Source organism: Enterococcus sp. DIV0236 (assembly GCF_050558525.1).
Lineage (GTDB): Bacteria > Bacillota > Bacilli > Lactobacillales > Enterococcaceae > Enterococcus > Enterococcus faecalis.
Genome location: NZ_CP187891.1, coordinates 1,668,188 through 1,694,260 on the forward strand (window position 1 = coordinate 1,668,188; position 26,073 = coordinate 1,694,260).

At 38.1% G+C, this 26,073-nt stretch carries 29 protein-coding genes and 1 other RNA gene; 4 read left to right on the forward strand and 26 right to left on the reverse strand.

Annotated elements, in window-relative coordinates; translation table 11 throughout:
- Nucleotides 1–128 precede the first annotated feature (128 nt).
- From tpiA to IGK27_RS08245, 17 genes are all read right to left on the reverse strand, one after another.
- The gene (tpiA, locus tag IGK27_RS08165; protein ID WP_002360035.1) at nucleotides 129–884 is read right to left on the reverse strand and encodes a triose-phosphate isomerase; all 756 of its coding nucleotides are present in this window, start codon (nucleotides 882–884) and stop codon (nucleotides 129–131) included.
- A gap of 48 nt (nucleotides 885–932) precedes the next feature.
- A complete protein-coding gene (locus tag IGK27_RS08170) occupies nucleotides 933–2,126 on the reverse strand; it encodes a phosphoglycerate kinase (RefSeq protein ID WP_002357094.1) in 1,194 nt (397 codons plus the stop codon).
- A 126-nt stretch (nucleotides 2,127–2,252) separates the two neighbouring features.
- The gene (gap, locus tag IGK27_RS08175) at nucleotides 2,253–3,254 is read right to left on the reverse strand and encodes a type I glyceraldehyde-3-phosphate dehydrogenase (protein WP_002357093.1); all 1,002 of its coding nucleotides are present in this window, start codon (nucleotides 3,252–3,254) and stop codon (nucleotides 2,253–2,255) included.
- A gap of 39 nt (nucleotides 3,255–3,293) precedes the next feature.
- A complete protein-coding gene (locus IGK27_RS08180; protein WP_002357092.1) occupies nucleotides 3,294–4,331 on the reverse strand; it encodes a sugar-binding transcriptional regulator in 1,038 nt (345 codons plus the stop codon).
- Between the two features lie 420 nt (nucleotides 4,332–4,751).
- A complete protein-coding gene (locus IGK27_RS08185; protein ID WP_002357090.1) occupies nucleotides 4,752–5,630 on the reverse strand; it encodes a YitT family protein in 879 nt (292 codons plus the stop codon).
- 142 nt (nucleotides 5,631–5,772) lie between these two features.
- A complete protein-coding gene (locus IGK27_RS08190) occupies nucleotides 5,773–6,342 on the reverse strand; it encodes a TIGR01440 family protein (protein ID WP_002365825.1) in 570 nt (189 codons plus the stop codon).
- Nucleotides 6,339–6,845, reverse strand: coding sequence for an ECF transporter S component (locus IGK27_RS08195; RefSeq protein WP_002413890.1), 507 nt, complete (start codon nucleotides 6,843–6,845; stop codon nucleotides 6,339–6,341). The genes IGK27_RS08190 and IGK27_RS08195 overlap by 4 nt, the downstream gene beginning before the upstream one ends.
- A complete protein-coding gene (locus IGK27_RS08200; RefSeq protein WP_002385835.1) occupies nucleotides 6,829–7,665 on the reverse strand; it encodes a bifunctional hydroxymethylpyrimidine kinase/phosphomethylpyrimidine kinase in 837 nt (278 codons plus the stop codon). Before IGK27_RS08200 ends, IGK27_RS08195 begins: the two co-directional genes overlap by 17 nt.
- Before the next feature lie 153 nt (nucleotides 7,666–7,818).
- Nucleotides 7,819–9,588, reverse strand: a complete 1,770-nt coding sequence (aspS, locus tag IGK27_RS08205; RefSeq protein ID WP_002360034.1) for an aspartate--tRNA ligase — start codon at nucleotides 9,586–9,588, stop codon at nucleotides 7,819–7,821.
- A gap of 17 nt (nucleotides 9,589–9,605) precedes the next feature.
- Complete coding sequence (gene hisS, locus IGK27_RS08210; protein WP_002362049.1) at nucleotides 9,606–10,907, reverse strand: histidine--tRNA ligase; 1,302 nt, start codon at nucleotides 10,905–10,907, stop codon at nucleotides 9,606–9,608.
- Nucleotides 10,904–11,125, reverse strand: a complete 222-nt coding sequence (locus IGK27_RS08215; RefSeq protein ID WP_002401802.1) for a hypothetical protein — start codon at nucleotides 11,123–11,125, stop codon at nucleotides 10,904–10,906. The genes hisS and IGK27_RS08215 overlap by 4 nt, the downstream gene beginning before the upstream one ends.
- A 139-nt stretch (nucleotides 11,126–11,264) precedes the next feature.
- Nucleotides 11,265–11,711 (reverse strand): D-aminoacyl-tRNA deacylase, encoded by a 447-nt coding sequence (gene dtd / locus IGK27_RS08220; protein WP_002357080.1) that lies wholly within the window; start codon nucleotides 11,709–11,711, stop codon nucleotides 11,265–11,267.
- 23 nt (nucleotides 11,712–11,734) lie between these two features.
- The gene (locus IGK27_RS08225; protein WP_002381746.1) at nucleotides 11,735–13,948 is read right to left on the reverse strand and encodes a RelA/SpoT family protein; all 2,214 of its coding nucleotides are present in this window, start codon (nucleotides 13,946–13,948) and stop codon (nucleotides 11,735–11,737) included.
- Between the two features lie 214 nt (nucleotides 13,949–14,162).
- On the reverse strand, nucleotides 14,163–14,915 hold the full coding sequence (locus IGK27_RS08230) for a 16S rRNA (uracil(1498)-N(3))-methyltransferase (RefSeq protein ID WP_002357078.1): 753 nt from the start codon (nucleotides 14,913–14,915) through the stop codon (nucleotides 14,163–14,165).
- Nucleotide 14,916: 1 nt separating this feature from the next.
- Nucleotides 14,917–15,864 (reverse strand): 50S ribosomal protein L11 methyltransferase, encoded by a 948-nt coding sequence (prmA, locus tag IGK27_RS08235; RefSeq protein WP_002357075.1) that lies wholly within the window; start codon nucleotides 15,862–15,864, stop codon nucleotides 14,917–14,919.
- Nucleotides 15,865–15,879: 15 nt separating this feature from the next.
- Nucleotides 15,880–16,365 carry a DUF3013 family protein gene (locus IGK27_RS08240; RefSeq protein ID WP_002388170.1) on the reverse strand — a complete coding sequence of 162 codons (486 nt, stop codon included), beginning with the start codon at nucleotides 16,363–16,365 and terminating at the stop codon, nucleotides 15,880–15,882.
- Nucleotides 16,322–16,999 carry a DNA-3-methyladenine glycosylase gene (locus tag IGK27_RS08245; RefSeq protein WP_002364174.1) on the reverse strand — a complete coding sequence of 226 codons (678 nt, stop codon included), beginning with the start codon at nucleotides 16,997–16,999 and terminating at the stop codon, nucleotides 16,322–16,324. Before IGK27_RS08245 ends, IGK27_RS08240 begins: the two co-directional genes overlap by 44 nt.
- Before the next feature lie 128 nt (nucleotides 17,000–17,127).
- Here IGK27_RS08245 and IGK27_RS08250 point away from each other — a divergent pair, with 128 nt between their 5' ends.
- The 4 genes from IGK27_RS08250 to IGK27_RS08265 all read left to right on the forward strand — a co-directional run bounded on the left by IGK27_RS08250 (nucleotide 17,128) and on the right by IGK27_RS08265 (nucleotide 19,802).
- Nucleotides 17,128–18,405 (forward strand): replication-associated recombination protein A, encoded by a 1,278-nt coding sequence (locus IGK27_RS08250; protein ID WP_002360030.1) that lies wholly within the window; start codon nucleotides 17,128–17,130, stop codon nucleotides 18,403–18,405.
- Between the two features lie 72 nt (nucleotides 18,406–18,477).
- Nucleotides 18,478–18,671, forward strand: a non-coding RNA gene (gene ssrS / locus IGK27_RS08255) — 6S RNA.
- Nucleotides 18,672–18,678: 7 nt separating this feature from the next.
- Nucleotides 18,679–19,011: a hypothetical protein gene (locus IGK27_RS08260; protein WP_002357068.1), complete on the forward strand. Its 333-nt coding sequence runs from the start codon at nucleotides 18,679–18,681 to the stop codon at nucleotides 19,009–19,011.
- Nucleotides 19,012–19,328: 317 nt separating this feature from the next.
- A complete protein-coding gene (locus IGK27_RS08265; RefSeq protein WP_002357065.1) occupies nucleotides 19,329–19,802 on the forward strand; it encodes a universal stress protein in 474 nt (157 codons plus the stop codon).
- Nucleotides 19,803–19,913: 111 nt separating this feature from the next.
- On the opposite strand, the gene IGK27_RS08270 is transcribed toward IGK27_RS08265, so the two are convergent.
- The 9 genes from IGK27_RS08270 to comGA form a co-directional block, all read right to left on the reverse strand.
- A complete protein-coding gene (locus tag IGK27_RS08270; protein ID WP_002357064.1) occupies nucleotides 19,914–21,101 on the reverse strand; it encodes an acetate/propionate family kinase in 1,188 nt (395 codons plus the stop codon).
- Between the two features lie 24 nt (nucleotides 21,102–21,125).
- A complete protein-coding gene (locus IGK27_RS08275) occupies nucleotides 21,126–22,133 on the reverse strand; it encodes a class I SAM-dependent methyltransferase (RefSeq protein ID WP_002357063.1) in 1,008 nt (335 codons plus the stop codon).
- 128 nt (nucleotides 22,134–22,261) lie between these two features.
- A complete protein-coding gene (gene comGG, locus IGK27_RS08280) occupies nucleotides 22,262–22,615 on the reverse strand; it encodes a competence type IV pilus minor pilin ComGG (RefSeq protein ID WP_033626584.1) in 354 nt (117 codons plus the stop codon).
- On the reverse strand, nucleotides 22,615–23,049 hold the full coding sequence (gene comGF / locus IGK27_RS08285; protein ID WP_002362055.1) for a competence type IV pilus minor pilin ComGF: 435 nt from the start codon (nucleotides 23,047–23,049) through the stop codon (nucleotides 22,615–22,617). Before comGF ends, comGG begins: the two co-directional genes overlap by 1 nt.
- Nucleotides 23,039–23,365 carry a type II secretion system protein gene (locus tag IGK27_RS08290; RefSeq protein ID WP_002370967.1) on the reverse strand — a complete coding sequence of 109 codons (327 nt, stop codon included), beginning with the start codon at nucleotides 23,363–23,365 and terminating at the stop codon, nucleotides 23,039–23,041. The genes comGF and IGK27_RS08290 overlap by 11 nt, the downstream gene beginning before the upstream one ends.
- Nucleotides 23,331–23,777, reverse strand: a complete 447-nt coding sequence (gene comGD / locus IGK27_RS08295) for a competence type IV pilus minor pilin ComGD (protein WP_002366895.1) — start codon at nucleotides 23,775–23,777, stop codon at nucleotides 23,331–23,333. Before comGD ends, IGK27_RS08290 begins: the two co-directional genes overlap by 35 nt.
- On the reverse strand, nucleotides 23,774–24,049 hold the full coding sequence (gene comGC / locus IGK27_RS08300; RefSeq protein ID WP_002356991.1) for a competence type IV pilus major pilin ComGC: 276 nt from the start codon (nucleotides 24,047–24,049) through the stop codon (nucleotides 23,774–23,776). The genes comGD and comGC overlap by 4 nt, the downstream gene beginning before the upstream one ends.
- Complete coding sequence (gene comGB / locus IGK27_RS08305) at nucleotides 24,049–25,095, reverse strand: competence type IV pilus assembly protein ComGB (RefSeq protein WP_033626579.1); 1,047 nt, start codon at nucleotides 25,093–25,095, stop codon at nucleotides 24,049–24,051. The genes comGC and comGB overlap by 1 nt, the downstream gene beginning before the upstream one ends.
- Nucleotides 25,052–26,020 carry a competence type IV pilus ATPase ComGA gene (gene comGA, locus IGK27_RS08310; RefSeq protein WP_033626578.1) on the reverse strand — a complete coding sequence of 323 codons (969 nt, stop codon included), beginning with the start codon at nucleotides 26,018–26,020 and terminating at the stop codon, nucleotides 25,052–25,054. Before comGA ends, comGB begins: the two co-directional genes overlap by 44 nt.
- Nucleotides 26,021–26,073 lie beyond the last annotated feature (53 nt).

Consider the following 26,073-nt stretch of genomic DNA (forward strand, 5'->3'; position numbering starts at 1 on the left):
TTGTCTCTCCTTTGAGTTTGTATTTATACTAAGGGGATTCCCTCATGTATGATTGTAGTTAATTCTCGCAAACTATGCAAACATTTTTTTGCAAAAGTCATTGAGAAAACGTTACCGTTAGTGATTTCTTATTTTACAGCATCTAATAAAGCTAGGAATGAATCTGCTTCTAAGCTTGCGCCGCCGACTAAAGCACCGTCAACGTTTTCTTTTGCCATATATTCAGCGATGTTTTCTGGTTTAACAGAACCACCGTATTGAATACGAACAGCTTCAGAAACTTCTTTGCCGTATAATTTTTCAACTGTTGAACGAACAACACCACAGATTTCATCTGCAATATTAGCATCTGCAGATTTACCAGTTCCGATTGCCCAGATTGGTTCGTAAGCGATAACCATTGAAGCAACTTGTTCGTTTGATAAACCAACTAAGCCGTTAGTGATTTGACCTTCGATCCATTCCGCTGTTTTACCAGCTTCATACGTTTCTAAAGTTTCACCACAACAGAAGATTGGTGTCATACCATTTGCAAAGATTGCTTTGGCTTTTTTATTGATATCTTCATCTGTTTCATGGAAATATTCGCGACGTTCAGAGTGTCCGATAATCACATAGTCTACACCTAAATCTGCAATTGCAGCTGGTGAGTTTTCACCAGTGAAGGCACCAGCGTTTTCCCAGTAGCAGTTTTGTGCAGCTAATTTCACTTCAGAATCTTTTAGGTTCCAAGCTAAAGGAGCTAAGAATAATGCTGGAGATCCAATCACAGCGTCAACAACGTCGTTTGATGGAACAGCATTTTTTACTGCTTCTGCAAAGCTTTGTGCTTCGCTTAAAGTTTTGTTCATTTTCCAGTTACCAGCGATAATTGGTTTGCGCATGAAAAGCACATCCTTTTCTTTTTTTAAAAATATTGTCTTTTAAACTGATTATTTATCGTTAATAGAAGCTAAACCTGGTAAAGTTTTGCCTTCTAATAATTCTAAACTTGCTCCGCCACCTGTTGAGATGTGAGAGAATTTGTTTTCGTAGCCTAATTGAATTGCTGCAGCAGCAGAGTCCCCGCCACCGATGATTGTTGTTGCGTCTTCTAAATTAGCAATCGCTTCACAAACACCAATTGTTCCTTTGGCAAAGTTACTCATTTCAAATACGCCCATTGGTCCATTCCAAACAACTGTTTTCGCACCTTGTAATTCGTTAGCGAATAATTCAATTGTTTTTTCACCGATATCCAAGCCTTCTTCATCATCTGGGATTTCAGTTGAAGGAACCGTGTGGAAAGGAGCGTCATTGCTGAACTCTTTAGAGACAACTGTATCAACCGGTAAAACTAATTTGTCGCCAGCTTTTTCCATTAAGCTTTTCGCTAAGTCCACTTTATCTTCTTCAAGTAAAGATAAACCAACACTATAGCCTTGTGCTTTCATGAATGTGTAAGCCATACCGCCACCGATTAAAATTTTATCGGCTTTTTCAATTAGGTTTTCAATGACAGCGATTTTGTCAGAAACTTTTGCGCCACCCAAGATTGCTACGAATGGACGTTTTGGATTTTCAACAGCTTCGCCGATGAATTTAATTTCTTTTTCCATTAAGAAACCAGCAACTGTTGGGATACCAGTTGAAGCAATTCCAACGTTTGAGGCATGTGCACGGTGTGCAGTACCAAAAGCATCATTGACAAATACATCGCCTAAAGAAGCCCAGTATTTACCCAATTCAGCGTCATTGCCGCTTTCTTTTTTGCCGTCAACATCTTCAAAACGAGTGTTTTCAAATACTAAAACGTCGCCATCTTTCATATTGTTAACAGCGTCTTCTAATTCTTTACCACGTGTTTCTGGAACAAAAGTAACTGGTTGACCTAGTAATTCGCTTAAACGTTCAGCCACTGGTTTTAATGATTTGCCAGCTTTGTCTTCTTCTGTTTTTACACGACCTAAATGAGAGAAAAGAATTGCTTTTCCGCCATTTTCAATCACGTATTTGATTGTTGGTAAAGCCGCTACGATACGATTATCGTTTGTGATCACGCCATCTTTTAACGGAACGTTAAAGTCAACACGGACAAGGACTTTTTTGTCTTTTAAATCTACATCTTTAATTGTCTTTTTAGCCATGAGTAGACCTCCTGTATTGTCAATTTTAGGATTTTTCTTTTTTAAAAAAAGAAAGCGGAGAAGCGCGTTGCTTCCCCGCTTATTATTTCACAATTGTTCAAATTTCACTAATGATAAGAATGAATCTTATAAGTTAGCGAAGTATTCTAAAGTACGAACTAATTGAGCAGTGTATGACATTTCGTTGTCATACCAAGCAACAGTTTTAACTAATTGTTTGTCGCCAACTGTCATAACTTTTGTTTGAGTTGCATCGAATAATGAACCGTAAGTCATACCTACGATATCAGAAGAAACGATTTCGTCTGTGTTATAACCATAAGATTCGTTAGCAGCTTTTTCCATTACTGCATTCACTTCATCAACAGTAACTTCTTTGTCTAATACAGTAACTAATTCAGTTAATGAACCAGTAGCTACAGGAACACGTTGAGCAGCGCCATCTAATTTACCGTTCAATTCTGGGATTACTAAGCCGATTGCTTTAGCAGCACCAGTTGAGTTAGGTACGATGTTTGCAGCAGCAGCGCGCGCACGACGGAAGTCGCCTTTAGGATGTGGTCCGTCTAATGTCATTTGGTCACCTGTGTAAGCGTGGATAGTTGTCATTAAACCTTCAACAACACCAAAGTTGTCATGTAAAGCTTTAGCCATTGGAGCTAAGCAGTTTGTAGTACAAGAAGCGCCTGAAATTACAGTTTCTTCTCCAGTTAATGTTTCATGGTTTGTGTTGTAAACGATTGTTGGTACATCGTTACCACCAGGAGCTGAAATAACTACACGTTTTGCACCAGCAGTTAAATGTTTTTCAGCAGCTTCTTTAGAAGTAAAGAAACCAGTACATTCTAATACGATGTCTACGCCTAATTCGCCCCATGGTAATTCTTCAGGGTTACGGTTAGCTAAAACTTTGATTTCTTTGCCGTTAACGTTGAATGAACCTTCGTGAACTTCAACTGTACCGTTGAAACGGCCTTGAGTTGTGTCATATTTTAACAAGTGTGCTAACATTTTAGCATCTGTTAAGTCGTTGATTGCAACTACTTCGATTCCTTCTACATCTTGGATACGACGGAAAGCTAAGCGTCCGATACGTCCAAATCCATTAATACCTACTTTAACTGTCATTAAAGATTTCCTCCTTATGAAAATCAAAAATTTTTTATTTTAAAGGGTTACCCCTTTTAAAATCTCGTTTGCAGCAGCTTCATCTGTGATGAGCCACGTTTGTTTTGGTGCATTTTTCATATATGCGCGAATGGCTTTGGCTTTCGTTTTGCCGCCCGCAATCGCGACGACATAGGGAATTTCTTGTAAGTTTTTTAATTGAAGGCCAATTCGTGGAATTTTATAGACCACTTTTCCTTCTTCATCAAAGAAATAACCAAACGATTCTGCCACGGCATTTTTTTGTTTGAGCATAACCATTTCGTCATCAGACATTTTTCGGCGTGCCGCCATGTGCAACGCTCGACCAATACTGTGCACCACACAGTTGGCATGACTAATTAACGTAAGAACTTCTTGAATCGAGGGTTCTTGTAATAAACTATTATACGTTTCACGACTCAATTGTTCTGGGACATATAACGCCCGGTAGTTACCACCCGTTTTGTTGGCCATTACAGCACTAATTGAATTGGCTTGGACAGAAACTGCTTCACCAATCCCTCCTCTGGCTGGAACAAACAAATTATGACGTTTTTCAGTTTCTAGTGATCCCATATTTTCGGCCACCATGGCCATTGTTGTCCCACCCATAACCGCAATTGTATTCTCACCATTTGGTAAGAGTAAATTCAGCGTATTGGTTAAGACATCTCCAAAGTCCGAAAGAACTTTCTTTTGGATATCACTATCTCCTGCAACAACGATACAACGTTGAATGCCAAAGTACTGTGTCATTTCTTTTTCGATTTGGTGCATACCAAGCAATTGATTCATGACTAATTCTAAGCCTTGGTAGACTTCCAAACCGCGTTCTGTTAATGTCATTCCGCTTTTTGAAGGTTCAATCAGGTTGAGTTGCTTTAAAACATCTGTTTCTGTACGCAAGACTCGCTCTGTAATTCCCATCGTTTCTGATAAACTTCTACGTCCAATAGGTTGCATCCAATAAATATTGCGAAGAATTTGGAATCTTTCTTGTAATACATCGAGCATATCTGGAGCAACTGCTTCAATCATTTTAAATTCTTTTAACATGATGCGCTCCTTTTGTGGGTCGAAATATGTCCAAGTAAGACTGAAAACGACCTATGAACTTTAAAAAAATAGAATTGATGTTCGTTTTTCCTACTATTTATTCATAACAGTATTAAAAGTACTTATCAATTACACACTTAGTGTACCAGTTTTTTTGGGTCTTTTCAATAAAAATGATTCTTTTTTCATCGTTTTCTTTCAAATCCAAACAAAGCATTCGTTTGCGAGAAACAATAGCGACTTATTTCCGAATAATTAGATTTAATTAAACCAAAAGCAAAGGAAATCACGAACGTCTTTCAATTAACTTCTTGTTTAAATGGGAATTTCAGGTCCTCACACAAAGCATTTTTTTACTTATTTTTCAAAAAAAACAACGAAAGAATAGACACAGCCATTCTCTCGTTGCTTCATATCCTTTTATTTGTAATCTTCTTCGTAAAAACGTCCTAAAATTTTGACATTATCTGAGATGCTGACAAAGGCATTCGGATCGCTTTCTTTCATGGCTGCTTCTAAACTTGGCAACTCAAAGCGTGTCACAATAGTTAGCAAAACAGTTTGGCGGTCGTGGCGATATGCCCCTTCCGCTTCATGAATAATTGTAATACCGCGGCGCATTTTCTTTTGAATCTCATCCACGACTCGATCTGGGTTTTTGGTGACAATCATAACTTGCATTTTCTTTTGCTTAGTATAAACGGCATCTGTGACCTTCCCACTTACAAAAATTGATAACGCACTGTAGAACATGTACTGCCAGCCAAATAAATAACCTGCAACGAAGACAATTAGTGCGTTAAAATAAATTGAAATCGAGCCAACGGAACGCCCCGTTTTTTTCCGAATGGTAATGCTTAGAATATCTAAGCCCCCAGAAGAAACCCCGTTTTTTAAGACAAAACCAATTCCTGATCCAGAAATCGCCCCACCAAAAATAGCACAGATAATTGGATCTTGGGTCATCACCGTTTGCGGAACAATATGCATAAATAATGAAGTTAAAGTCACGGTAATGAAAGTAAAAATTGTAAACTTCTTACCTATTTTTTTCCACGCAATAAAGAATAACGGCACATTTAACAGATACAATGTAATGGAGACAGGCACATTAAAACCGACAATTTTTGTTGAGAGGGTTGTTAAAATTTGTGCCAAGCCTGTTAAGCCACTGGAATAAATATTTCCTGGTTGATAGAAAAAGTTCATGGCAATTGATGCAAGAATAGCATAGACAATCGACACAGAAAATTTTGTTGTATAGTCATGAACTGGCAGTCCGTCATAAATTTTTTTCATAAATAATAGCCTCGTTTCAGGTTTTCAATAAATTACATTTCTTTTCATATTATACGTGGTTTACCGAGAGAAAAAAAGAGATTCCTATAATAATTACGGAAGATTCATCAAATGTTTATAGAAATGAAAAAAGAACGAAATCTTAACGATTTCGTTCTTGGGTTGTTTCATAATGGGCTCTTGGTCCACCAATATATTTAGGACGAGAATATAATGCTGTAACATGGGCCGCACCTAACGTTCGAATGCTCAAGCGAAGAGGAACTTGCACATGTTTTACATGCATACCGATAGATGTATCGCCAATGTCAATCCCTGCTTGAGCAACAATATGCTCCACTTCCACAGGTTCATCAAATTTTTCAAAGGCAGCCACTGAACAAGAACCGCCAGCATGTAATTGTGGTACTACCGAGACAATTTCAAAGCCTTTTTCTTCAGCCACACGACGTTCCATCGCTAAAGCACGATTAATATGTTCGCATCCTTGGACAGCCAAAGAGATGCCTTTTTTATCTAATTGTTCAATTAAGGTTGAGACAATCCATTGTCCTACTTCGGCACTGGAATTTTTACCAATGACGCCACCTACTACCTCGCTGGTGGTACAACCTAAAACAAATAGGTCCCCTTTTTGTAAATTTCCTGCTGTAATGACTTCTTCTGTAATTGTCACTAACTGTTCTTTTAACATTTTTTCATCGATAGTCATTTGTTCATCCTTCTTTCTTCTAAACGACCATTTTTTGGTAACACACGTTTTAATGTTTGACTAAGAGGCAATGCTACAATCACCCCAAATAAGGATTGAATGATATTCCCTGGTAAAGAGGCAATCCCCGCACCCACTCCGTAAAGCCAGCTAGTCGCTAAAGCATACCCGCTAATCATAAGGAGACTGGCTAAAAGTAATCCTAGCGTTTGCATCTTTTTACTTTTATTAAAGAAGTGACCTGCTAACCACCCTTGTCCGCCATGAATCAATAACGAAAAAACGAACCATTGTGGATAGCCTGACAATAAATCAATTAAACCACCGCTTAAAGCCCCGACTGTCATGCCACCAATCGGACCAAAAAGTAAACTAGCAATGTAAATCCCTGCATCCGCCAATGTAACAAAGCCATTTGTTGCTGGGACGGGGATAATAAAGACCATTGACACAGCCACTGTTAAAGCGGTAATTACTGCATATAGACTAATTTTTCTTGTCATTATCCGCCACACCTCCTGCTAGTAATCCTTCATGCCACACACTTCCAAAAGCTGCATTTAGCTGGACCCCAGAAACAATGGCTTCATGAACGTATGTTTTTGCTAAATCAACTGCTTCAATTAACGGATATCCTTTAACTAAATTCGCACCAATTGCAGAGGCAAAGGAACAACCAGCGCCATCAATGGTGTGGGCCATTACTTTTTCTTTGACCAATTGAATATGTTGTTGTCCATCATAAAAAAAGTCACGTGCTTCTTGGCCAAGCCAACGATTACCACCTTTAATCACCACCGTTGCCGCTCCTAAAGAGTTTAACTCTTCCGCCGCTTGTTGAACTTCTTCGACGGTTGTTAATTTTCTGCCAATAAGTAATTCTGCTTCTTTTAAATTAGGCGTTATAATCGTTGCGAATGGAAAAAGTTTTTCAATCAATAACTGCATGTATCTTTTTTCATAAACTGAAGTCGTTTCTTTAAAAGCCAAGACAGGATCCAACACTACCGGCAGACCTGCATGCTTTTTCAAAAAGGTTGCAATTTGTAGCATACTTTCTTCACTGTGAATCAAGCCAATCTTGATGCCGTCTAAACTCCCAGCAGGTATGGAAGCGAGTTGCTCTTTCACCAAAGAAGTCTCCAGGTCATGAATCTGAAAATGATTCTTGGGGGCTGTAGCAAGGCAAGTTAAAGTTGATAAGCCAAAGACTTGATGATTTTCAAACGTTTTTAAATCTGTTTGAATCCCGCCACCTGAAAAAGGATCGGAACCGCCAATTGTTAAAATTATTTTTGTCATTTGTTTCGCTCCTTTATACACTCAGTTATCATACAAAGTTTTCTAAAAAGAAAAAACAGCCAATTGGCAGATTTTTAGCTCAGCCACTTTTTAAGTCTTTCGTTATCTTTTTCCTTTCCAAAAAAAGAGTGACCTCATCCGTCAATGAAGTCACTCTTTCTTTGGATTTAACACTTATTCGTCAATGGCTGTTACATCAATGTTTAATTCAAACAATTGTAATGGAGAAACTAAACTTGGTGCGTTGTTCATTGGGTCAATTGCTTTCCCGTTTTTAGGGAAGGCAATCACTTCACGAATATTTTCTTCCCCAGCCAATAGCATTGCTAAGCGGTCTAACCCTAAAGCAATCCCTCCATGTGGCGGGAAGCCGTAATCTAATGCATCTAGCAAGAAACCAAATTGGTCTTGTGCTTCTTCTTTTGTAAAACCTAACGTTTCAAACATTTTTTCTTGTAATTCTCGTGTATGGATCCGTAATGAGCCGCCACCTAATTCGTAGCCGTTTAAGACAACATCGTAAGCTTCAGCATACACAGAGGCTGGGTCTGTTGCTAAGCGGGCCACATCCTCTGCTTTTGGTTGTGTAAATGGATGATGAGCAGAAACATAGCGGCCAGCTTCTTCATCATATTCAAACAACGGCCAATCCACAATCCATAAGAAATTGAATTTCGATTCATCAATTAAACCTAATTCTTTACCTAAACGTGTACGTACCGCACCTAAAGCAGCAGCTACGATTTCAGGTTTATCGGCACCAAACATTAAAATATCACCGACTTCTGCATTGGTAGCAGCAATTAATTCATCACTAACTTCTGTTAAGAATTTAGCAATCGGTCCTTTTAAGCCATCTTCTTCAACTTTTAACCAAGCTAAGCCTTTTGCACCAAATTGACTCACATACTTACCTAAGTTATCCATATCTTTACGAGAATACTTATCTGCGGCGCCTTTTGCATTCAAAGCCTTCACATGTCCACCATTTTCCAACGCTGCTTGGAAAACTTTGAAGTCTACGTCTTTCACTACATCTGCAACATCAATTAATTCCATAGCAAAACGAGTGTCGGGTTTATCGCTACCATAGCGTGCCATTGCTTCGTCATAGCTCATTCGTGGAAACGGAACAGAAATCTCAATTCCTTTTGTCTCTTTCATCACTTCAGCCAACATATTTTCTGTATATGTTTGAATTTCTTCTGGTGTTAAAAAGGTCGTTTCAATATCGATTTGTGTAAATTCTGGTTGACGGTCGCCTCGTAAATCTTCATCACGGAAACAACGAACGATTTGGTAATAGCGATCGAAGCCTGCTCCCATTAATAATTGTTTAAAGAGTTGTGGTGATTGTGGCAAAGCATAAAAATGACCGGCATGGACACGAGAAGGAACCAAATAATCGCGAGCGCCTTCTGGTGTTGATTTGCCTAAATAAGGAGTTTCAATGTCTAAAAAGTCATGATTATCTAAATAGTGACGGATTGTTTTCGTTACTTGGTGACGTAATTTAATGTTGTTTGTCATTGATGGACGACGTAAATCTAAATAACGATATTTCATGCGCAATTCGTCATTAACGTTATTGTCATCTTCAATGGTAAATGGCGTTGTTTTCGCAGTATTTAAAATCGTAATGTCAGTCGCCATCACTTCAAACTCGCCAGTTTTCATTTTGGGATTAATCGCTTCTTTATCACGATAAACGACTTGACCTTTAACTTCGATGACGTATTCACTACGACATTTATCAGCAATTTCCCATGCTTCTTTTGACTTTTCTGGGTTAAAGACCACTTGGACGATTCCTTCACGGTCACGTAAATCAATAAAGATAACCCCTCCTAAGTCACGACGTTTTTGAACCCATCCTTTTAATACAACTTCTTTTTCAATAAATTCGGCAGATACATTGCCGCAATAGGTTGTGCGTTTTGCCATTTCTCAATCTCTCCTTTTTATTCTTCAATCATTTTTGTCATCATTTCGTCATACACTTCATCAAATGAATCATGAATAGCACTTAACGGGAAGGCTTTTTCTTCGCGTGTTGCCATTGATTTTACGTTGACAATGCCTTCATTCAATTCATTTTCACCGATTGTTAAAACTAATTTTGCTTGTAATTTATCGGCCGTTTTAAATTGCGCTTTTGGTTTGCGATTCATGTAATCACGATCAGCTGAGAAACCAAAGTTACGAATGCTTTGAACAAGTTGCAAAGCTGCGACGTTGGTTTCTGAACCAATCCCAACCACATATGCGTCTAATTCAGATAACGCTGGAATCACAACTTCTTCAGCTTCCATTGTTAACAACACTCGCTCAATGCCCATACCAAAACCAAAACCTGGTGTGTCTGGGCCGCCTAATTCTTCAACTAAACCATTGTATCGGCCCCCTGCACAAATTGTTGATTGCGCACCCATTTTAGGCGCTTCACTCATAATTTCAAAAATTGTGTGTGTGTAATAATCCAGGCCGCGAACCATATTACTATCAATTTCATAAGGAATTTCTAGTAAATCTAACATATCAGTTACTGCTTCAAAATGTGCTTTAGATGGTTCATTTAAATAATCTAAAATGGAGGGCGCTTCTGCGACAATCACCTTGTCTTTTTTATCTTTGCTGTCTAACACCCGCAATGGATTTTCGTGTAAGCGACGTTGTGAATCCTCGCTTAATTCTGCCATATGGGGCTCTAAATAATCGATTAATGCTTGACGGTACGTAGCACGTGTTTCTTTATCCCCCAAGGAATTAATAACTAATTTGATTTGTTGGATGCCTAATTGTTTGAAGAAGTCCAAAGCCATAGCCATAATTTCAACATCCAATGCTGGATTTTCACTACCAAATGCTTCCACACCAATTTGATGGAATTGACGCAAACGACCAGCTTGTGGGCGTTCATAGCGGAACATCGGCCCCATGTAATAGGTTTTATATGGTTTCGTATATTCCGGACCATATAATTTATTTTCAACGAAGGCCCGAACAATTGGCGCTGTCCCCTCAGGACGTAGGGTCACGTGACGATCTCCTTTATCATAAAAATCATACATTTCTTTTGAAACAATATCTGTGGTATCGCCAACACTGCGAGATATTACTTCATAATGTTCAAAAATCGGGGTTCTGATTTCTTGGTATTGATAATCTTTAAAAATCAAACGAGCTGTTTCTTCCACAAATTGCCATTTTTCAGAAGTTCCTGGCAAAATATCGTTTGTTCCTTTTGGTTTTTGATAACTCATTGTCTTTCTCTCCTTCTATCATTCCACAAAAATGTGTACGCCATTTTCTTTTTTCTAAAAATGAAAAAAGCCCTTGTATGTTGAACATACAAGGGCGTAAAAGTCTCTTTTACACGGTACCACCTAGTTTTGAAAGATTTTACTCTTTCCTCAACGATTAACGCTCGTAACGGGACGGCTTTTCTTCCGTCCATCTCCAGAATGTCTTTCACTTTCACTGTTGAAGTTGCTCTCAGCCACGGCAACTCTCTCTTCGCAGACAGATGAAACTTACTCGTTCCTTCGTAGATTTTTAATATTATCTATAAACTACTAAAGTTCTCTTAGAAAGTCAAGGGGTTCCGATAGGAAAATCAATTATTTTTCTCGTGTATCGATCACAATGGTCACTGGACCATCATTGGTCAACGACACTTGCATATCCGCGCCAAATTCTCCTGTGGCTACCGCTATTCCTTCTGCTTCTAATTGTTGATTAAATAATTCATACAAAGGAATCGCCACATCTGGACGAGCCGCTTCAATAAAACTGGGACGATTGCCTTTTTTAGTTTTTGCATAGAGGGTAAATTGAGAGATACTCAAAATTGATCCTTCAATCTCTTGAATACTGCGATTCATTTTTCCTTCGTCATCTTCAAAAACACGCAATTTACTGATTTTGCCAACAACATAAGCCACATCTTCTGGCGTGTCTTCTTGATGAATGCCCACCAGCACCATGAAGCCTTGTTTGATTTGTCCCACTATCTGCTCTTCTATCGCAACTTGTGCTTGACTGACTCTTTGAATAACTACTTTCATCTTTTTTGCCTCACTTTTAACACTTACCCATTGGTTCGACGAACACTATAAACATCTGGTACACTTTTAATTTTGTCAACGATGGTTTTTAAATGAGAAAGGTTTTGAATTTTCACAGTAACATGAATCTGGGCCATCTTATCTTTGGATGGACGAGCTTCAACGCCGACTAAATTTTTTGTCATCGAACTAATGACTTGTAAAACATCACTTAGTAAGCCACTACGATCATAGCCGTAAATCTCCAAATCGGCAGCGTATTCTTTGCGACTGTGCTCGGTATCTTCCCACTCAACTTCAATTAGACGTTGTGCTAGTTCTTCTTGATGTTGTACGTTAGGACAGTCCGCACGATGAATTGAAACGCCACGTCCTTTGGTAATGTAACCAACGATTTCATCACCAGGCACTGGATTACAACAGCGGCTTAAACGAATCAATAGGTTGTCCACCCCTTGAATCACGATGCCGCCTTCATGACGAACTTTCATTTTTTCTGATTCTTTTTTAGCTGGCTGATTTAGCAACTCTTCCGCTTCTTGACGTTGGCGTTCCAACTCTTGTTCGCGGCGTTCTTTTTCTGTTAAACGATTGCACACTACTTGCGCACTTACTTCGCCATAACCTACTGCCGCAAATAAATCATCTTCCGTTTGAAATTTAAATTTATCTAGCACTTCCGCCATTTTATTCTTCGTTAAAAATTCTTTCGGTGTAAAGCCGATTTCTATCATGTATTTAATGACAGCATCATGCCCTTTAATAATGTTATCTTCACGGTCTTGTTCTTTAAAGAAACGTTTGATTTTATTTTTGGCTTTACTTGTTTTAACCATTTTCAGCCAGTCGCGACTAGGTCCGAAAGAATTCGGTGATGTTAGGACTTCAATAATATCCCCATTTTTTAGGACATAGTCTAACTGTACCATTTTGCCGTTGACCTTCGCACCGGTTGTTTTATTCCCAATTTCAGTATGGATACTGTAAGCAAAATCTAGTGGTCCGGAGCCTTTTGGCAGTTCGGTTACATCTCCACTTGGCGTAAAGACATAGACTTTGTCGCTAAAAATGTCTTCTTTCACACCTTGCATAAATTCAGAAGCATCATAGCTTTCATCTTGTAATTCAATAATTTCATGGAACCAATCGACTTGCTTCGTCAGTTCATCTGTTTCAATTTTTTCCGCTTTGCCTTCTTTATAGGCCCAGTGAGCCGCCACCCCAAATTCGGCGATTTGGTGCATCTCATGGGTCCGAATTTGGACCTCTACTGGATTCCCTTTTGGCCCAATAACTGTCGTATGGATAGATTGATACATATTCGCTTTTGGCATAGCAATATAATCTTTAAAGCGACCTGGCATTGGTGTCCAACGTGTATGAATCGCCCCTAACACGGCATAGCAATCTTTAATGGAATCGACAATAACACGAATGGCTAATAAGTCATAGATTTCATTAAACTGTTTCTTTTGGTCCTTCATTTTACGATAGATTGAATAAATATGTTTTGGTCGACCATATATTTCTGCGTAAATTTCTAAATCTTCCGTAGCTAAACGAATATCTTCGACTGCTTCTGCCACATAAGCTTCACGTTCATCGCGTTTGCTTTGCATCAAATTAACAATTCGATAGTATTGGTTGGGGTTAATATAACGTAAGGCAGTATCTTCTAATTCCCATTTAATTCGACTAATCCCTAAGCGATGTGCTAAAGGCGCATAAATTTCTAAAGTTTCTTGCGCAATCCGTCGTTGCTTATCTTCACGTAAATGTTTTAATGTGCGCATATTGTGCAAACGATCGGCTAGTTTCACCATAATGACCCGTAAATCTTGCGCCATTGCCAATAACATTTTCCGATGGTTTTCGGCTAATTGTTCTTCATGAGATTTATATTTAATTTTTCCTAGTTTCGTTACGCCATCGACTAACATTGCGATGTCTTCGCCAAATTCTTCTTTTAAATCGTCCAGTGTTACGTCCGTATCTTCGACAACATCATGTAAAAATCCTGTTGCTACAGTATGGGGATCCATATGTAATTCAGCCAGAATGCCTGCCACTTGAATCGGATGGATGATGTAAGGTTCACCTGATTGTCGGACTTGACCTTCGTGTGCTTTTTCAGCATAAGTTAATGCTTTTTGAACCAACTCAACATGTTCTGGTCCCATATAGGTACTTACAATTTTGATGACCGCTGGGCCTGTCAGTATTTCTTCTTTTGGCATGGTATTCACTCCTCTATGAAGGTGACCTTTGGATAAAGAACACTTCGTTCACGTTTTATCTATTTTAATAAAAAAGAAAAGTACCACTTGAAACAGTAGCACTTTCAACAACTCTATTATACTAAATTTCCCTTAAATTTCAATCACTGTCGCTTTTTTACTCTCTGTTTATTCAAAGAGAATGCCTACAAGAATTTTACAGGCGGGCTTTCGTTTAATTTAAAAGTTCCATTTGGTAGCTAACCGCACTTAAAAGATACAACGGTGCTGTTTCTGCTCGTAAAATTCTCGGACCCAACCCGCAAAGTTTCGCCCCAGCCTGCAGAAATTGTTCAATTTCTTGCGGTGCAAAGCCACCTTCAGGTCCAAAGAGCACACACAAACGTGCGCCTGGCTGGCAAGTGGATAATACTTGTGCTAATTGACTTTTTTCTCCTTGTTTTGCTGATTCTTCATACGCAACCAAGACTGTGTCATATGAGTCAAATTGCGCAATGATTTCTTGTGTTTTTTCCACCAAAGAAACACTTGGTGTCTGCTGCCGATGCGATTGTTCCGCCGCTTCTGTGGCAATTTTTTGTAATCTTTTTTCTTTGGCTGCTCTTTTTTTGTGGTCCCATTTGACAACGGAAGTTTTCGCAGGAAAGCCGATAAACTGATTGCCACCTAGCTCCGTGCCTTTTTGAACAATCCATTCTAACTTGTCCCCTTTTGGTAACCCACACGCAATCGTCACTTCAATTGGCAATTCTTTGTCCATTTCTTCTTTACTAATTTCTTTAAAGTAAACAGATGTTGAATCAATTTCCACAATCTCAGCTAAAATGGCAGTTTTATTTTGAAATACTAAATAACAACGATCATTCGGCGTCATTCGCATAACTCGCACAATATGATGATAGTTTTCATCTGCGACTTTATACAAATCTTTTTCTTGATAATCTTCTTTCATGAAATACCGTTGCATTTTACTCTTCCTCTGGTTTCTTCAAGATAATCGCATACCAATCGCCTTGATTAAAGAGTTGGTCCACCACAAAACCGACTTTCGTTAGTGCTTCTAAAACCATTGCTTTTTTATCTTCAATAATTCCAGAAATAATGAAGGTTCCGTCTTGTTTTAGCAAACGCCAAGCATCTTCAATCATTAACACAATAATATCTGCCAAAATATTTGCGACGATTACATCAGCAGAATGGTCAATCCCTTTTAGTAAATCATTGGCTGACACATGAACATCGGCCGCAATGGGATTTAAATCCATATTTTCTTTTGCCGCTGCAACTGCTACTTCATCTAAATCATATGCGTAGACGTCTTTAGCCCCTAAATAGCGACTTGCAATACTCAAAACACCAGAGCCCGTTCCTACATCTAGAACTGTTTCGCCACCACGTAAAACAGTTTCTAAAGCTTGCAAGGTTAAACGAGTCGTTGGATGCGTACCTGTACCGAAAGCCATGCCCGGATCCAATGTGATAATTTTTTCTGCTTCATCTTGTGCGTGATAGGCTTCCCAACTTGGCACAATCGTTAAGAATCGTGTGACACGGACAGGATGATAATATTTTTTCCAAGCAGTTGCCCAGTCGCTTTCTGCTACTTCACTAATTGTCATTTCGTTTTTACCAATGGATAAGCCGTACTCAGGCAAGCGTAAAATATTTTCTTTCATAAATGGTAAAATTTCTGGTAAGAAGGTTGTTTCAGGAAAATAAGCCATCACAATCGCCCCTTCTTTAATGTGGGTGAATTGCTCTTTATCTAAAATTTCCCCATACAGATCACTTTCAAAATTTTCAATGTCCAACGCATCTTCAATGGCCACGCCACTTGCGCCAGCTTCCATCATAATGTTTGAAATTGCTTCAACTGCTTCGCTAGCCGTTTCTACTTTTACTTCTGTCCACTTCATGTTCTCACCTCTAAATTAATAACTTGGATACGCAATCCATTGTTCTTTTTCTGTTTCTGCCACTTTTTTAATCATCGCTTCAAAATCTGCTGGCTCCCAATGCAATTCAAAAACTTCCGCTGTTTCATCTGATAAAAAGTCTAACAAATCACTTTGCCCTTCATCTAAAACCACTTTTAAATAGTGAATGAATCCGTCTAAAACTGCTTTGCGTAGCCCTTTTTTTCCTTCATAAGGAATTGTGACTAAATACTCTTCGTCATCAACGACAGACTTTTGCGGATTGTAAAATAACAAACCATCTTCAAATTCAATGAATTCTTCTTCTGAAAGCGTACCATCAACATCATCAATCGCCACTTGCTCATTGTTTTCTGCATATAAACGAACAATGACTTCGATGGTATGGTTTTTGCGATCCCAATCAAGGCCTACTTCGTAATCTCCTAAGTGTTTTTCAAGTTGTTCCTCTAAGTATGTGAGCATTGTTGCTTTTTTCATTTTCTTCATCCTTCCAGCCAAAATCTATTTGGTCTACTGCTGTTCTTTTTTGTTTAGAAATATATGGATTGCCAGCCACGACGTATCTTAAAGGCAACTCTGTCCAACGACCTTTATTGGGAATCCCAATTCGTGGTAGTGCCTCAATTTTTTTCGGAAATTTTCGTTTTTCTGGCACGAGCCGTAACGAACTAGAAAAAATCGACTGCCCATATAATTGCTTATCAATTCCTAAGGCTGCAACTAATTTACCTGGTCCATTGGTCAATTCCACGCCTTGACGTCCTTGGCGATTTTCAATCATTTTGTCGACACCTTCAACAGGTTCAATCGCGCGGATCATCACCCCTTGTGGTTTGCCTTGTTCTTGTGTCACCATATTTAAAATTAAATGCGTGTGCATAGTATATAAATAAATCGTACCTGGTTTGTCATACATGGCTTGTAAGCGTGGCGTTTTTCTCAAGCCAAAGCTATGGGCCGCCTCATCATCAGGACCTAAATAAGCTTCTGCATCCACAATGTACCCACCTAAAACGCCTGTTGCTGTTTCGTGCTCTAAATACATCCCTAACAAGTATTGTGCCACTTCTTCAGTTGTTTTTGTGTTAAAGATATTTATCGTTTCTTTCATTTCTTTCACCACTCCCTATCATACACGAAACCTTCCGCTATATCCATCTAAAACCCAAAAAACCACCAAAAAGCGAATGTACGTTCTTTATGTTATAATAAGATGATTATGAAAAAGGAGGTCCTTTTATGCAACAACCTTTAGCCTATCGAATGCGACCTCGTCACTTAGACGAAGTAGTTGGTCAACAACATTTAGTCGGCCCTGGTAAAATTATTCGTCGGATGGTCGAAGCCAAAATGCTTTCATCGATGATTCTTTATGGGCCGCCTGGCACTGGAAAAACCAGTATTGCCAGCGCAATCGCTGGTTCAACAAATTATGCCTTTCGCATGTTGAACGCGGCCACAGACACAAAAAAAGATTTACAAATCGTTGCTGAAGAAGCCAAAATGAGTGGCACAGTGATTTTACTGCTTGATGAAATTCACCGATTAGATAAAACAAAACAAGATTTTTTGCTCCCTCATTTAGAAAACGGACGAATTATTATGATTGGAGCCACTACCGAAAATCCATATATCACAATTAATCCTGCGATTCGTAGTCGTACGCAAATCTTTGAAGTAAAGCCCTTAACGGAAACAGACATTCAGCAAGCGATTCAAGAAGCCTTAACCGATAGCACACGTGGCTTAGGCGATTATCCTGTCCACTTAGAAGAAAAAGCATTACAACATTTGACACGCGCAACGAACGGTGACTTACGTAGTGCGCTAAATGGACTAGAATTAGCTGTTAAATCAACACCCAAAAATGAACAAGGCGAAATTAAGATCACCTTACCGATTATTGAAGAGTGCGTGCAACGAAAAGCCTTAACGCATGATAAAGATGGCGATGCCCATTATGACGTGATTTCCGCTTTCCAAAAGTCGATTCGAGGAAGCGATGTAGATGCTGCACTTCATTATCTGGGTCGCTTAGTTGAAGCAGGTGATTTACCGATTATTTGTCGTCGTTTAATGGTCATTGCTTACGAGGATATCGGTCTTGGGAATCCTGCGGCCGCCGCTCGGACGGTCACCGCTGTTCAAGCCGCCGAAAAGCTAGGGTTTCCAGAAGCTAGGATTCCTCTAGCTAGTGTCGTCATTGATTTATGTTTATCGCCAAAATCAAATTCTGCAGTCACAGCGATTGATGCTGCTTTGGCAGATATTCGACAAGGCTCTGTGGGAGATGTTCCTGATCATTTACGTGATGCCCACTATGCTGGAGCCAAAGAATTAAACCGTGGCATTGGTTATCAATACCCACATAATTTTGAAAACGGTTGGGTCAATCAGCAATACTTACCTGACAAATTAAAAGAGGCACGTTATTACGAACCGATTGATATTGGTAAATATGAACAAGCCTTACATCAGCAACTCAAGCGTATCCAAGAATGGAAACAGAAAAAATAACAAAATAATACGCTTTCAAAAAAAGAAACAATCTCGTTGCCGATTTTGAGAGAGTATGCTATTATAAAGATGGTAAATCTGTGATGTACGCGTTGTCCTTTCACTGTGTTGACCGAACATTTTTATTGATATCTAGGGATCCTGCTTGTATCAAAGTTGGTAACATGCCTTTTCTTTTGGTAGTTCAATACTGCGATCGAGGAACCCACCTGCTTATCTTGCGGGTTCAATACTCTAGGACGATTACCGGCATCGACGGATTTTACCATTTTTATGAAGATTTCTAAACAATTTGCTCTGGCAAGTTGTTTTTTTTTGGAGGACAAGATGATTCGTATACTCGTACTATTACTCGCCGTTGTCACAGGCGTAGCCAGTTATTATTTGATGAAGAAAAGTGCAGCTTTTTTACCACTCTTAAAAAAAGAAACTGCAACAGAAAGTCAACAGTTTATCGAACGTTTTGGGCGTTATTACTTGATTATCGCCATTCTAGGTGTTCTAGCGGCTATTTTTAATCGCCCGTTATTGTCAATTGGTTTTATCTTTTTTGTTTTATTACTTTCAACGTTGTTTAGTTTAACTTTTGCAAAAAAAATGTCATAAAAGACGATGAATTTAAAGAGGTCGGGACAGAAGTGTTTAACTCCGAGAAATAAGAAGGAATTTCCGAAAATTGTTCTTTAATTTTTGGAGAATTTCGGCTTATTTCCGAAGGAGTTGCTTCTGTTTCCGCCGTTTATCAATTTTTAAGCCTGGGACAAAAATCCAAAGTGATTTTTGTCCCAGGTTCTTTTTTTACAAAAAAAATGCCAATATTCAGAAAAAAAAGAAGCGGTTTCAGTTTCTTTTTTTCTTTGTTTGTTTTACAATTATTATAGAAACAATTAATGATTTTTTTTACGCTGAAAGGAGCGGTTATTATGTTACAACAATATCAAAAAATTATGATAGCAATCGATGGTTCTGACGAAGCAGACTTAGCCTTTAAAAAAGCGGTCAACGTCGCTAAACGAAACGATGCTGAATTACTATTAGCACATGTTGTTGATACGCGCTCTTTCCAATCAGTGTCCTCTTTTGATGGTGCGCTAGCAGAAGAAGCAATGTCAATGGCAAAAGAAACCTTAGACACCTACCAACAACAAGCGGTGGATATGGGACAAACAAAAGTCTCTAGCGTTCTAGCCTATGGTTCTCCTAAGAACATTATTGCCAAAGAATTACCAAAAGAATACAACATTGATTTAATTATGTTAGGAGCAACTGGATTAAATGCCGTTGAGCGTTTATTTATTGGCTCTGTCTCTGAATCAGTTATCCGTAATGCTAGTTGCGATGTTCTCGTTGTACGGACGGATTTAGACAACAAATTACCAAAAAATGAAGAAAAATAAAGAATAAAAAGAAACTGAGCCAACTATCACTTTTGATAGTTGGCTCAGTTTCTTCTTATTTACCTATTAAGCACACCTTGTGAGAGCATCTCACAAGGTGTGTTCGTTTAATTATTTTAGACGTTCTACGTCACGGGCAATCATTAACTCTTCATCAGTTGGTACTAATAGAAGCTTGATTTTTGAATCATCAGTTGAGATAACTGCTTCTTCACCGTGTACATTATTTTTGTCATCATCGATTTCACAACCAAACCAAGTCATGCCATCAATAATATCTTTACGAACGCCAACTGCATTTTCACCGATTCCAGCAGTAAAGACAATCGCATCAACGCCATTCATAACAGTGACATAGCTACCAATGTATTTACGAATACGATCGATAAAAATGTTGTATGCTGTTTGAACTTCAGGTTTATCTAAGTTTGATTGAATATCGCGCATGTCGCTTGATAAACCATTTGTTAAACCTAATAAACCAGATTTTTTGTTTAAAATATCAACCATGTCTTGTACATCAGTCAAGCCAAGTTTTGTCATTAAATAAGGCAATAGTGACGCATCAACATCCCCTGAACGAGTCCCCATTGTAACGCCAGCAAGAGGAGTGAAGCCCATTGATGTATCGACTGATTTACCACCATCAACTGCAGTGATTGAAGCACCATTACCTAAGTGACAAGTGATAATTTTTAAGTCTTCAATTGGACGACCTAACATTTCTGCAGCACGTTGAGAGACATAACGATGACTAGTTCCATGTGCCCCATATTTACGTGCAGCAAATTTTTCATAGTATTCACGCGGTACACTATATAAATAGTTGTGTTCTGGCATTGTTGTGTGGAACGACGTATCAAAGACTGCCACGCTAATGATTTCTGGTAAGATATGTTTAAATGCTTTAATCCCCATTGCATTCGCTGGATTGTGTAAAGGTGCTAATTCAGATAAAGCTTCAATTTTTTCTAATACTTCGTCTGTAATAACAACAGAATCTTTAAATTCTTCTCCACCAGCAACTACACGGTGACCAACACCAGTAATTTCATCATAAGAACCTAAAATGTTTAAGTCGATTAATTGGTCTAGTAACATTTTTACTGCCACTTCATGGTTATCAATATCAACAATTACTTCATATTTTTGTCCTTCACCATATTTAATTGTGAAGATAGAATCTTTTAAGCCAATACGTTCAACGATTCCTTTAGCGATCACTTCTTCATTTGGCATTTGGTATAATTGCCATTTTAAACTTGAACTACCTGCATTAATTGCAATTGTTTTAGACATAATTTTCTCCTCTTCGTTACTATTTTATTTTAAATTTGAAGCTTTCCAAGCTTCAAATTGTTTAAAGAACTCCGTTACTTTATTGATATCTTTCAAAGAGGCAAGTTTTGCTAACAAAACTTCCTTCACTTGCTCAGCATCTGCACCCTTGTTTTGAACAAGCAAGATACTTTTACGTGATTGTTCTGACTTAAACAATTCATCAGGTAACTGTATCATTCCTTGTAAATAGACATTTTTTGTCAACCAATTTTTAAAGAATTCACTTTGCTCAGTCTCTAAAATATTGGTCGGGATTAAGAATAAGCCAAACCCTGCTGGCTTCACGTATTTCATGGCTTGTTCCATTAATAAATGATGCGCATAACTATGGCCTTCCTCCGCAGCAGCAGCAAATCCCTTTGCTCGCTCATCATTTGGATAATAGCCAATCGGCAAGTCACTTAATGCTAAATCAACTGGATCCAATAACAAATCTTGCAATCCGTCTTGATGGAACAACTGAATATTAGCTTGTGACCAAGCATTGTTCACAGAAGATACCGCCAAAAGTGTTTCATCGATATCCACACCATAACCAGAAACTTTGTAACCAGCTGTTTCAAGGTTTAGCAGAACCGTTAACAGTAAATTTCCCATTCCTGAAGCAGGATCTAAAATTTTTAATGGCTCTGATTTATTTGTTAATTGTTCTACTAAATAAACAAACAAAAAGCCAATACCGTCTGGCGTCAATTGATGATTTGCTTGAAGCTGCTCTTTTCTCGTTCCTTTTAACAAAAGTAATTGGGACAAGCGTCGCACATCTTCAGGAGCTAAATCAATTTTTTTAATCGTATGATACAGCGTTTCTAATTGTTTCACTGTCTCTGGATTAGGTACTCCGTCAAGTACTCGTACTTGAAAATCATCTAAAATATTTTCACCATTTTCAATATACGCATCTAAAAAAGAAGTATCCAATGACTGTTGCAATAACTGGATTGCTTGTTCCATTGGCTCGAAAGCCTCTTCAATTTTTTCTGGGAACAAATTAGCACCTCTATTCTATTCAAAATGTAACAACTTCCATACCTGTTTTATTTTAACGAAAAAAGAAAGAATAATCAATGCCTTTACTGTCTTTCTTCTAAAATCTAATAATTTGTAGAAAAACAACGCTATTCCAGCATTGTTTCCGCTTTTTTTTGATGAGAAACTCTCTCTTGATATTGGTATTTTCGACCAGATTTGTTTAATAAAACAGTTATTCTTAATTGTTCATTTTTATATGTATAATCGAGGGTTACTTGCTCATACATGAGCTTTTCTTCTGTTTTTAACTTTCGTCTATTTTGTTTAACATCTGCAAGAAATAAATGAAGGATACTTTTCCCTGCATAGTATTCCTGGGTAGCTTGCGTAAATTTTTGTGTTAACTGACGTTCTTCTAGTAACTGAAGGGCGAGAAAACTCATCAAATAAACAAAGGTCATGGCCGTGAACAATAAGTTTCCTGAATATTTTTGCCTCATTAAAATTCTCCCTTTATCGGAAAAAAACTATCAAATGTTTTTTCAGAAGTAAAAGTAACTTCCAAAGTAAACGATTGTCCTTCATTTTTAAACTGTCCATTTTTGATACCAATTAACAGCGGTTGATAGCCTTTACCATTGACTCGCTTAATAATTTTATCTTCTTTGATTTGAATTGAAATAGTCTTGTTTGTTTCTGAGTCGAGGAAAGAAATCTCTTGAGCAGAGCCTGTTTGGAAAACGAGCTTTTGACATTCTTTTTCTAATTGAATTAAAAAAATATGCCAGGATTTCGAATCATTGTTTTTCAAATATTGATTTCCGATAAAACTTTGTTGAATCATCAACTGAAACAATTGACACATACAACTTAAAACGACTAGTGCCACTAAACACTCTAACATTGTAAAACCCGCATATTTTTTATTGACCAATCAAAATCGCTCCTCTTGAATCTGTCACTTTTAGTATCCTTCTTCCCTCGTTCTCCATCAAAGAAAATCGGTAAGTTTCTCCTTGATATATCCGCTCTTTGAAACGTAAATCACCCGTCTGCTCTAAAAATAAAATTGCTTCGTATCCTAGACGAGTGCGCGTTAATTCTTGCTCCCGTTGATAATTTTGCTGAATTAATTGTGTAATAGTCAGGGAGAATATCCCTGCTATCACACATACAATACTAAAACTAACGAGACTCTCTAATAAAATAAAACCGCTATAAATAGTTAATTTTCTTCGTATATTTGCCACTCCCCATCTGAAATTGTAAAATAAGTTGCTGTTTCTTTTCAGTCCAAGTAAAAATATATTTCACTAAACGGCCATTGTTCCCTGACGAATGAAGAAAACTGAGTTTGCTTGGGCCACTCACTGTCATTTTTTCAGGTACAGCTAGCGAAGTCCTTCGAGCTGATTGGTTCAATTTATCAGGAAATGAAAAGCTTTGTTGTTCTTCAAAAAACCAAACTTCTTGTGTTTCCTCTAAAACAATTGCTTGCTGTTGCGCAAAACGAAGTTGTTTTTCTACCGTAGCAAGAAACTGTTCAATTTTTAATGTTTCTTGCCAGCGGTGAATAGCGAGTGTTGGGAGCATAGTCATAAAGCAAACAATCGTCAAACTAGCAAGTGTTTCCATTAATGTGAATCCTGCTGACTTGTTCATTGCTTTTCTGCTGTATATTTATCTAACTGCTCTTTAGTAATGTAGCCTTCGTTGACTAATTCATTTAAAGAAGGCGTCTTATTTTTTTCTAGTGTGTAGAGCTCGATTTGTGATTCTACAATTTTTACGATTGCTTCATTGCCTTTTTTATCAACTGTTTCTTTATGTTTCGCTAAGTTAGGAACAAAAAGTAAAATCAATACGGAAATAATCAATAAGACAATCAACATTTCTAATAATGTAAACCCTGCGTATTTTTGTTTCTTTTTCATTATAAAACTCCTTCCATATTGCCATAAATAGGCAGCAACATTGCCCCATAGACACCGATAATTAAACAAGCAATTATGATAAAAATAAATGGTTGAACAAGGGTAATGACTCGTTCAATTTTTTTGAAAAAACCTTGGAAACAGACATTACTATAAACCATCAACTCCTTGCCTAATTTTCCTTTTACTTCCCCTTGTTGAATCATTAAACCCAATGCTTTCGTAAAAAAAGGATAAGCAGCTAATTGTCTATGTAAGGTTTCACCAACTAGCAGTCCTTCACTAATTGCTCCAGCTAATTCTTTCATTAAGGGGTAATTGGTTGTATGGCGCATCAAATCGATGACCTCTTTCATTTCTAATCCTTGCGCAAGCAACTTCCCCCATTCTAGTGCAAAAAAAGCACTGACGTATTCCCGATAAAGGCCACGGATAATTGGCAGTTTTAGATATACGAAGGCCCGCTGAATAGCAGACTGATGCTTCAAATAACGGTTTAAAATGAAGAAACTAAATGAGAGGACAAAAACTAAGGTAACCAGAATGTATGGACTGTAAACAATCAGAAGAATCCCAATATTTTTAGAATAACTATTGGCATCATTTTCCATTAATTGGGGCAATAAAAATTGCCGAATACCAACAATGACGAGAATCAAAAAAGCAATCAGGAGCAGCGGATAACTAATTATTTTATAGAACTGTTGCCGATATTTTTCCGTTTGAAAAAAATGTTCGGAAATCGCTTGTAGTGTCCCTACCAAATCCCCGTGTGCAGCAGCAAACGACAATTGTGCCGAGACCATTGTTGAAAATCCTAATTCTTCGACTAAAGCTTGTAAGACAATGCCTGAGGAAAAGCCTTCAACTAAAAAAGTTATACTGTGCTGGGGTAATGCGTTTGATTTTTTCATGAAGGAAAAACTTTCTTGTATATTAAAACCATTTGCAAGCAAATCCGCTAATAGTTTCAGAAAAAGCTGCTGTTGTTTTTTCGTTAATTTATTCGATGGCTTGAAAATACGTTTTTTCTGTAATAAACCCATACGCCCACGCCTTTCTTAGATTCTTTTGCCAACTACTCTTTATAACGGCTTCCTTAAAGAAGAAATAATCATAAAGAATTCCCGCTACTTGTTCCTTATTAATCGTGGTTGTCAAAATCTGTTGATAAATGATACCTTGCAAGCATTCAGCCAATTCATGCTCTGGGCCACCTAATTCTATCAAACGCCGTTGCACTCCCAATAAGTTACGGGCGTGAATTGTCGCAAATATAGTATGACCCATTAAGGCGGCTCGAATAACTGCTTGAGCCGTCTCGCCATCACGAATTTCACCAATAATCAAAATATCAGGATGATGGCGCAAGCAAACTTTGATTAAGGCTTCATAAGTTAACTGAATTTTTTCATTTGTTTGCAACTGTAAAAACTGTTTTTCCTCAATTTCAACAGGATCCTCAATCGCTATCACTTGTTGTTCGCCACTTCTTTGTTTAGCCACACGATACATGGTTGTTGTTTTCCCGGAACCAACTGGCCCACTGAATAAATAAAGTCCTCGTTTCTGACAAGATGCTTCAATTTCATTTAGCTGGTGGGGAAAGAAAAAATGTTCAGCTTGTTTACCGAATCGGTGTAAAAAACGAATCACTAAGCTCTCTCGATTCTGAAAATCTCCCACAGATGATAAACGCAAGCGTTGCTTCATCTCGCCAATTAGATAAGTTGTCGCGCCTAATTGTGCTTTTCGTCTTTCTCCGACATCCATGCCGCCTATAAATTTAAAGTGGAAAATTAACTTTTCGCCTATTTCTGCGGAAACTTGTGTGTAAGGTGTCCGTTGCATCCCTGTCCGAAAAGAGATAGCTATTTCGGTATCATTGGGTAAAAAATAAACGTCTTGTGCCCCATGAAGGACGCCCCATTCAATTAATTGATGGGCCAATTTTTTTACATTTTCAGTCATTCATTTCCTCCTCTCACTAATAAACTACGCATTTATTTTATGATTTCAGCAAA

Bases quoted from the DNA above. Each gene is read 5' to 3' on its own strand.
- IGK27_RS08190 (WP_002365825.1), bottom strand. From the start codon at position 6,342: ATGACTATCGATGAAAAAATGTTAAAAGAACAGTTAGTGACAATTACA.
- IGK27_RS08240 (WP_002388170.1), bottom strand. From the start codon at position 16,365: ATGAAAAAAGCAACAATGCTCACATACTTAGAGGAACAACTTGAAAAA.
- dtd (WP_002357080.1), bottom strand. From the start codon at position 11,711: ATGAAAGTAGTTATTCAAAGAGTCAGTCAAGCACAAGTTGCGATAGAA.
- comGA (WP_033626578.1), bottom strand. From the start codon at position 26,020: ATGACTGAAAATGTAAAAAAATTGGCCCATCAATTAATTGAATGGGGC.
- aspS (WP_002360034.1), bottom strand. From the start codon at position 9,588: ATGGCAAAACGCACAACCTATTGCGGCAATGTATCTGCCGAATTTATT.
- IGK27_RS08230 (WP_002357078.1), bottom strand. From the start codon at position 14,915: ATGCAACGGTATTTCATGAAAGAAGATTATCAAGAAAAAGATTTGTAT.
- IGK27_RS08180 (WP_002357092.1), bottom strand. From the start codon at position 4,331: ATGTTAAAAGAATTTAAAATGATTGAAGCAGTTGCTCCAGATATGCTC.
- comGB (WP_033626579.1), bottom strand. From the start codon at position 25,095: ATGGGTTTATTACAGAAAAAACGTATTTTCAAGCCATCGAATAAATTA.
- IGK27_RS08270 (WP_002357064.1), bottom strand. From the start codon at position 21,101: ATGTCTAAAACAATTGCAATTAATGCAGGTAGTTCAAGTTTAAAATGG.
- gap (WP_002357093.1), bottom strand. From the start codon at position 3,254: ATGACAGTTAAAGTAGGTATTAATGGATTTGGACGTATCGGACGCTTA.
- IGK27_RS08265 (WP_002357065.1), top strand. From the start codon at position 19,329: ATGTTACAACAATATCAAAAAATTATGATAGCAATCGATGGTTCTGAC.
- tpiA (WP_002360035.1), bottom strand. From the start codon at position 884: ATGCGCAAACCAATTATCGCTGGTAACTGGAAAATGAACAAAACTTTA.
- hisS (WP_002362049.1), bottom strand. From the start codon at position 10,907: ATGAGTTATCAAAAACCAAAAGGAACAAACGATATTTTGCCAGGAACT.
- prmA (WP_002357075.1), bottom strand. From the start codon at position 15,864: ATGAAGTGGACAGAAGTAAAAGTAGAAACGGCTAGCGAAGCAGTTGAA.
- IGK27_RS08195 (WP_002413890.1), bottom strand. From the start codon at position 6,845: ATGACAAGAAAAATTAGTCTATATGCAGTAATTACCGCTTTAACAGTG.
- IGK27_RS08170 (WP_002357094.1), bottom strand. From the start codon at position 2,126: ATGGCTAAAAAGACAATTAAAGATGTAGATTTAAAAGACAAAAAAGTC.
- comGC (WP_002356991.1), bottom strand. From the start codon at position 24,049: ATGAAAAAGAAACAAAAATACGCAGGGTTTACATTATTAGAAATGTTG.
- IGK27_RS08225 (WP_002381746.1), bottom strand. From the start codon at position 13,948: ATGCCAAAAGAAGAAATACTGACAGGCCCAGCGGTCATCAAAATTGTA.
- comGG (WP_033626584.1), bottom strand. From the start codon at position 22,615: ATGAGGCAAAAATATTCAGGAAACTTATTGTTCACGGCCATGACCTTT.
- comGD (WP_002366895.1), bottom strand. From the start codon at position 23,777: ATGAACAAGTCAGCAGGATTCACATTAATGGAAACACTTGCTAGTTTG.
- IGK27_RS08260 (WP_002357068.1), top strand. From the start codon at position 18,679: ATGAAGATTTCTAAACAATTTGCTCTGGCAAGTTGTTTTTTTTTGGAG.
- IGK27_RS08185 (WP_002357090.1), bottom strand. From the start codon at position 5,630: ATGAAAAAAATTTATGACGGACTGCCAGTTCATGACTATACAACAAAA.
- IGK27_RS08245 (WP_002364174.1), bottom strand. From the start codon at position 16,999: ATGAAAGAAACGATAAATATCTTTAACACAAAAACAACTGAAGAAGTG.
- IGK27_RS08250 (WP_002360030.1), top strand. From the start codon at position 17,128: ATGCAACAACCTTTAGCCTATCGAATGCGACCTCGTCACTTAGACGAA.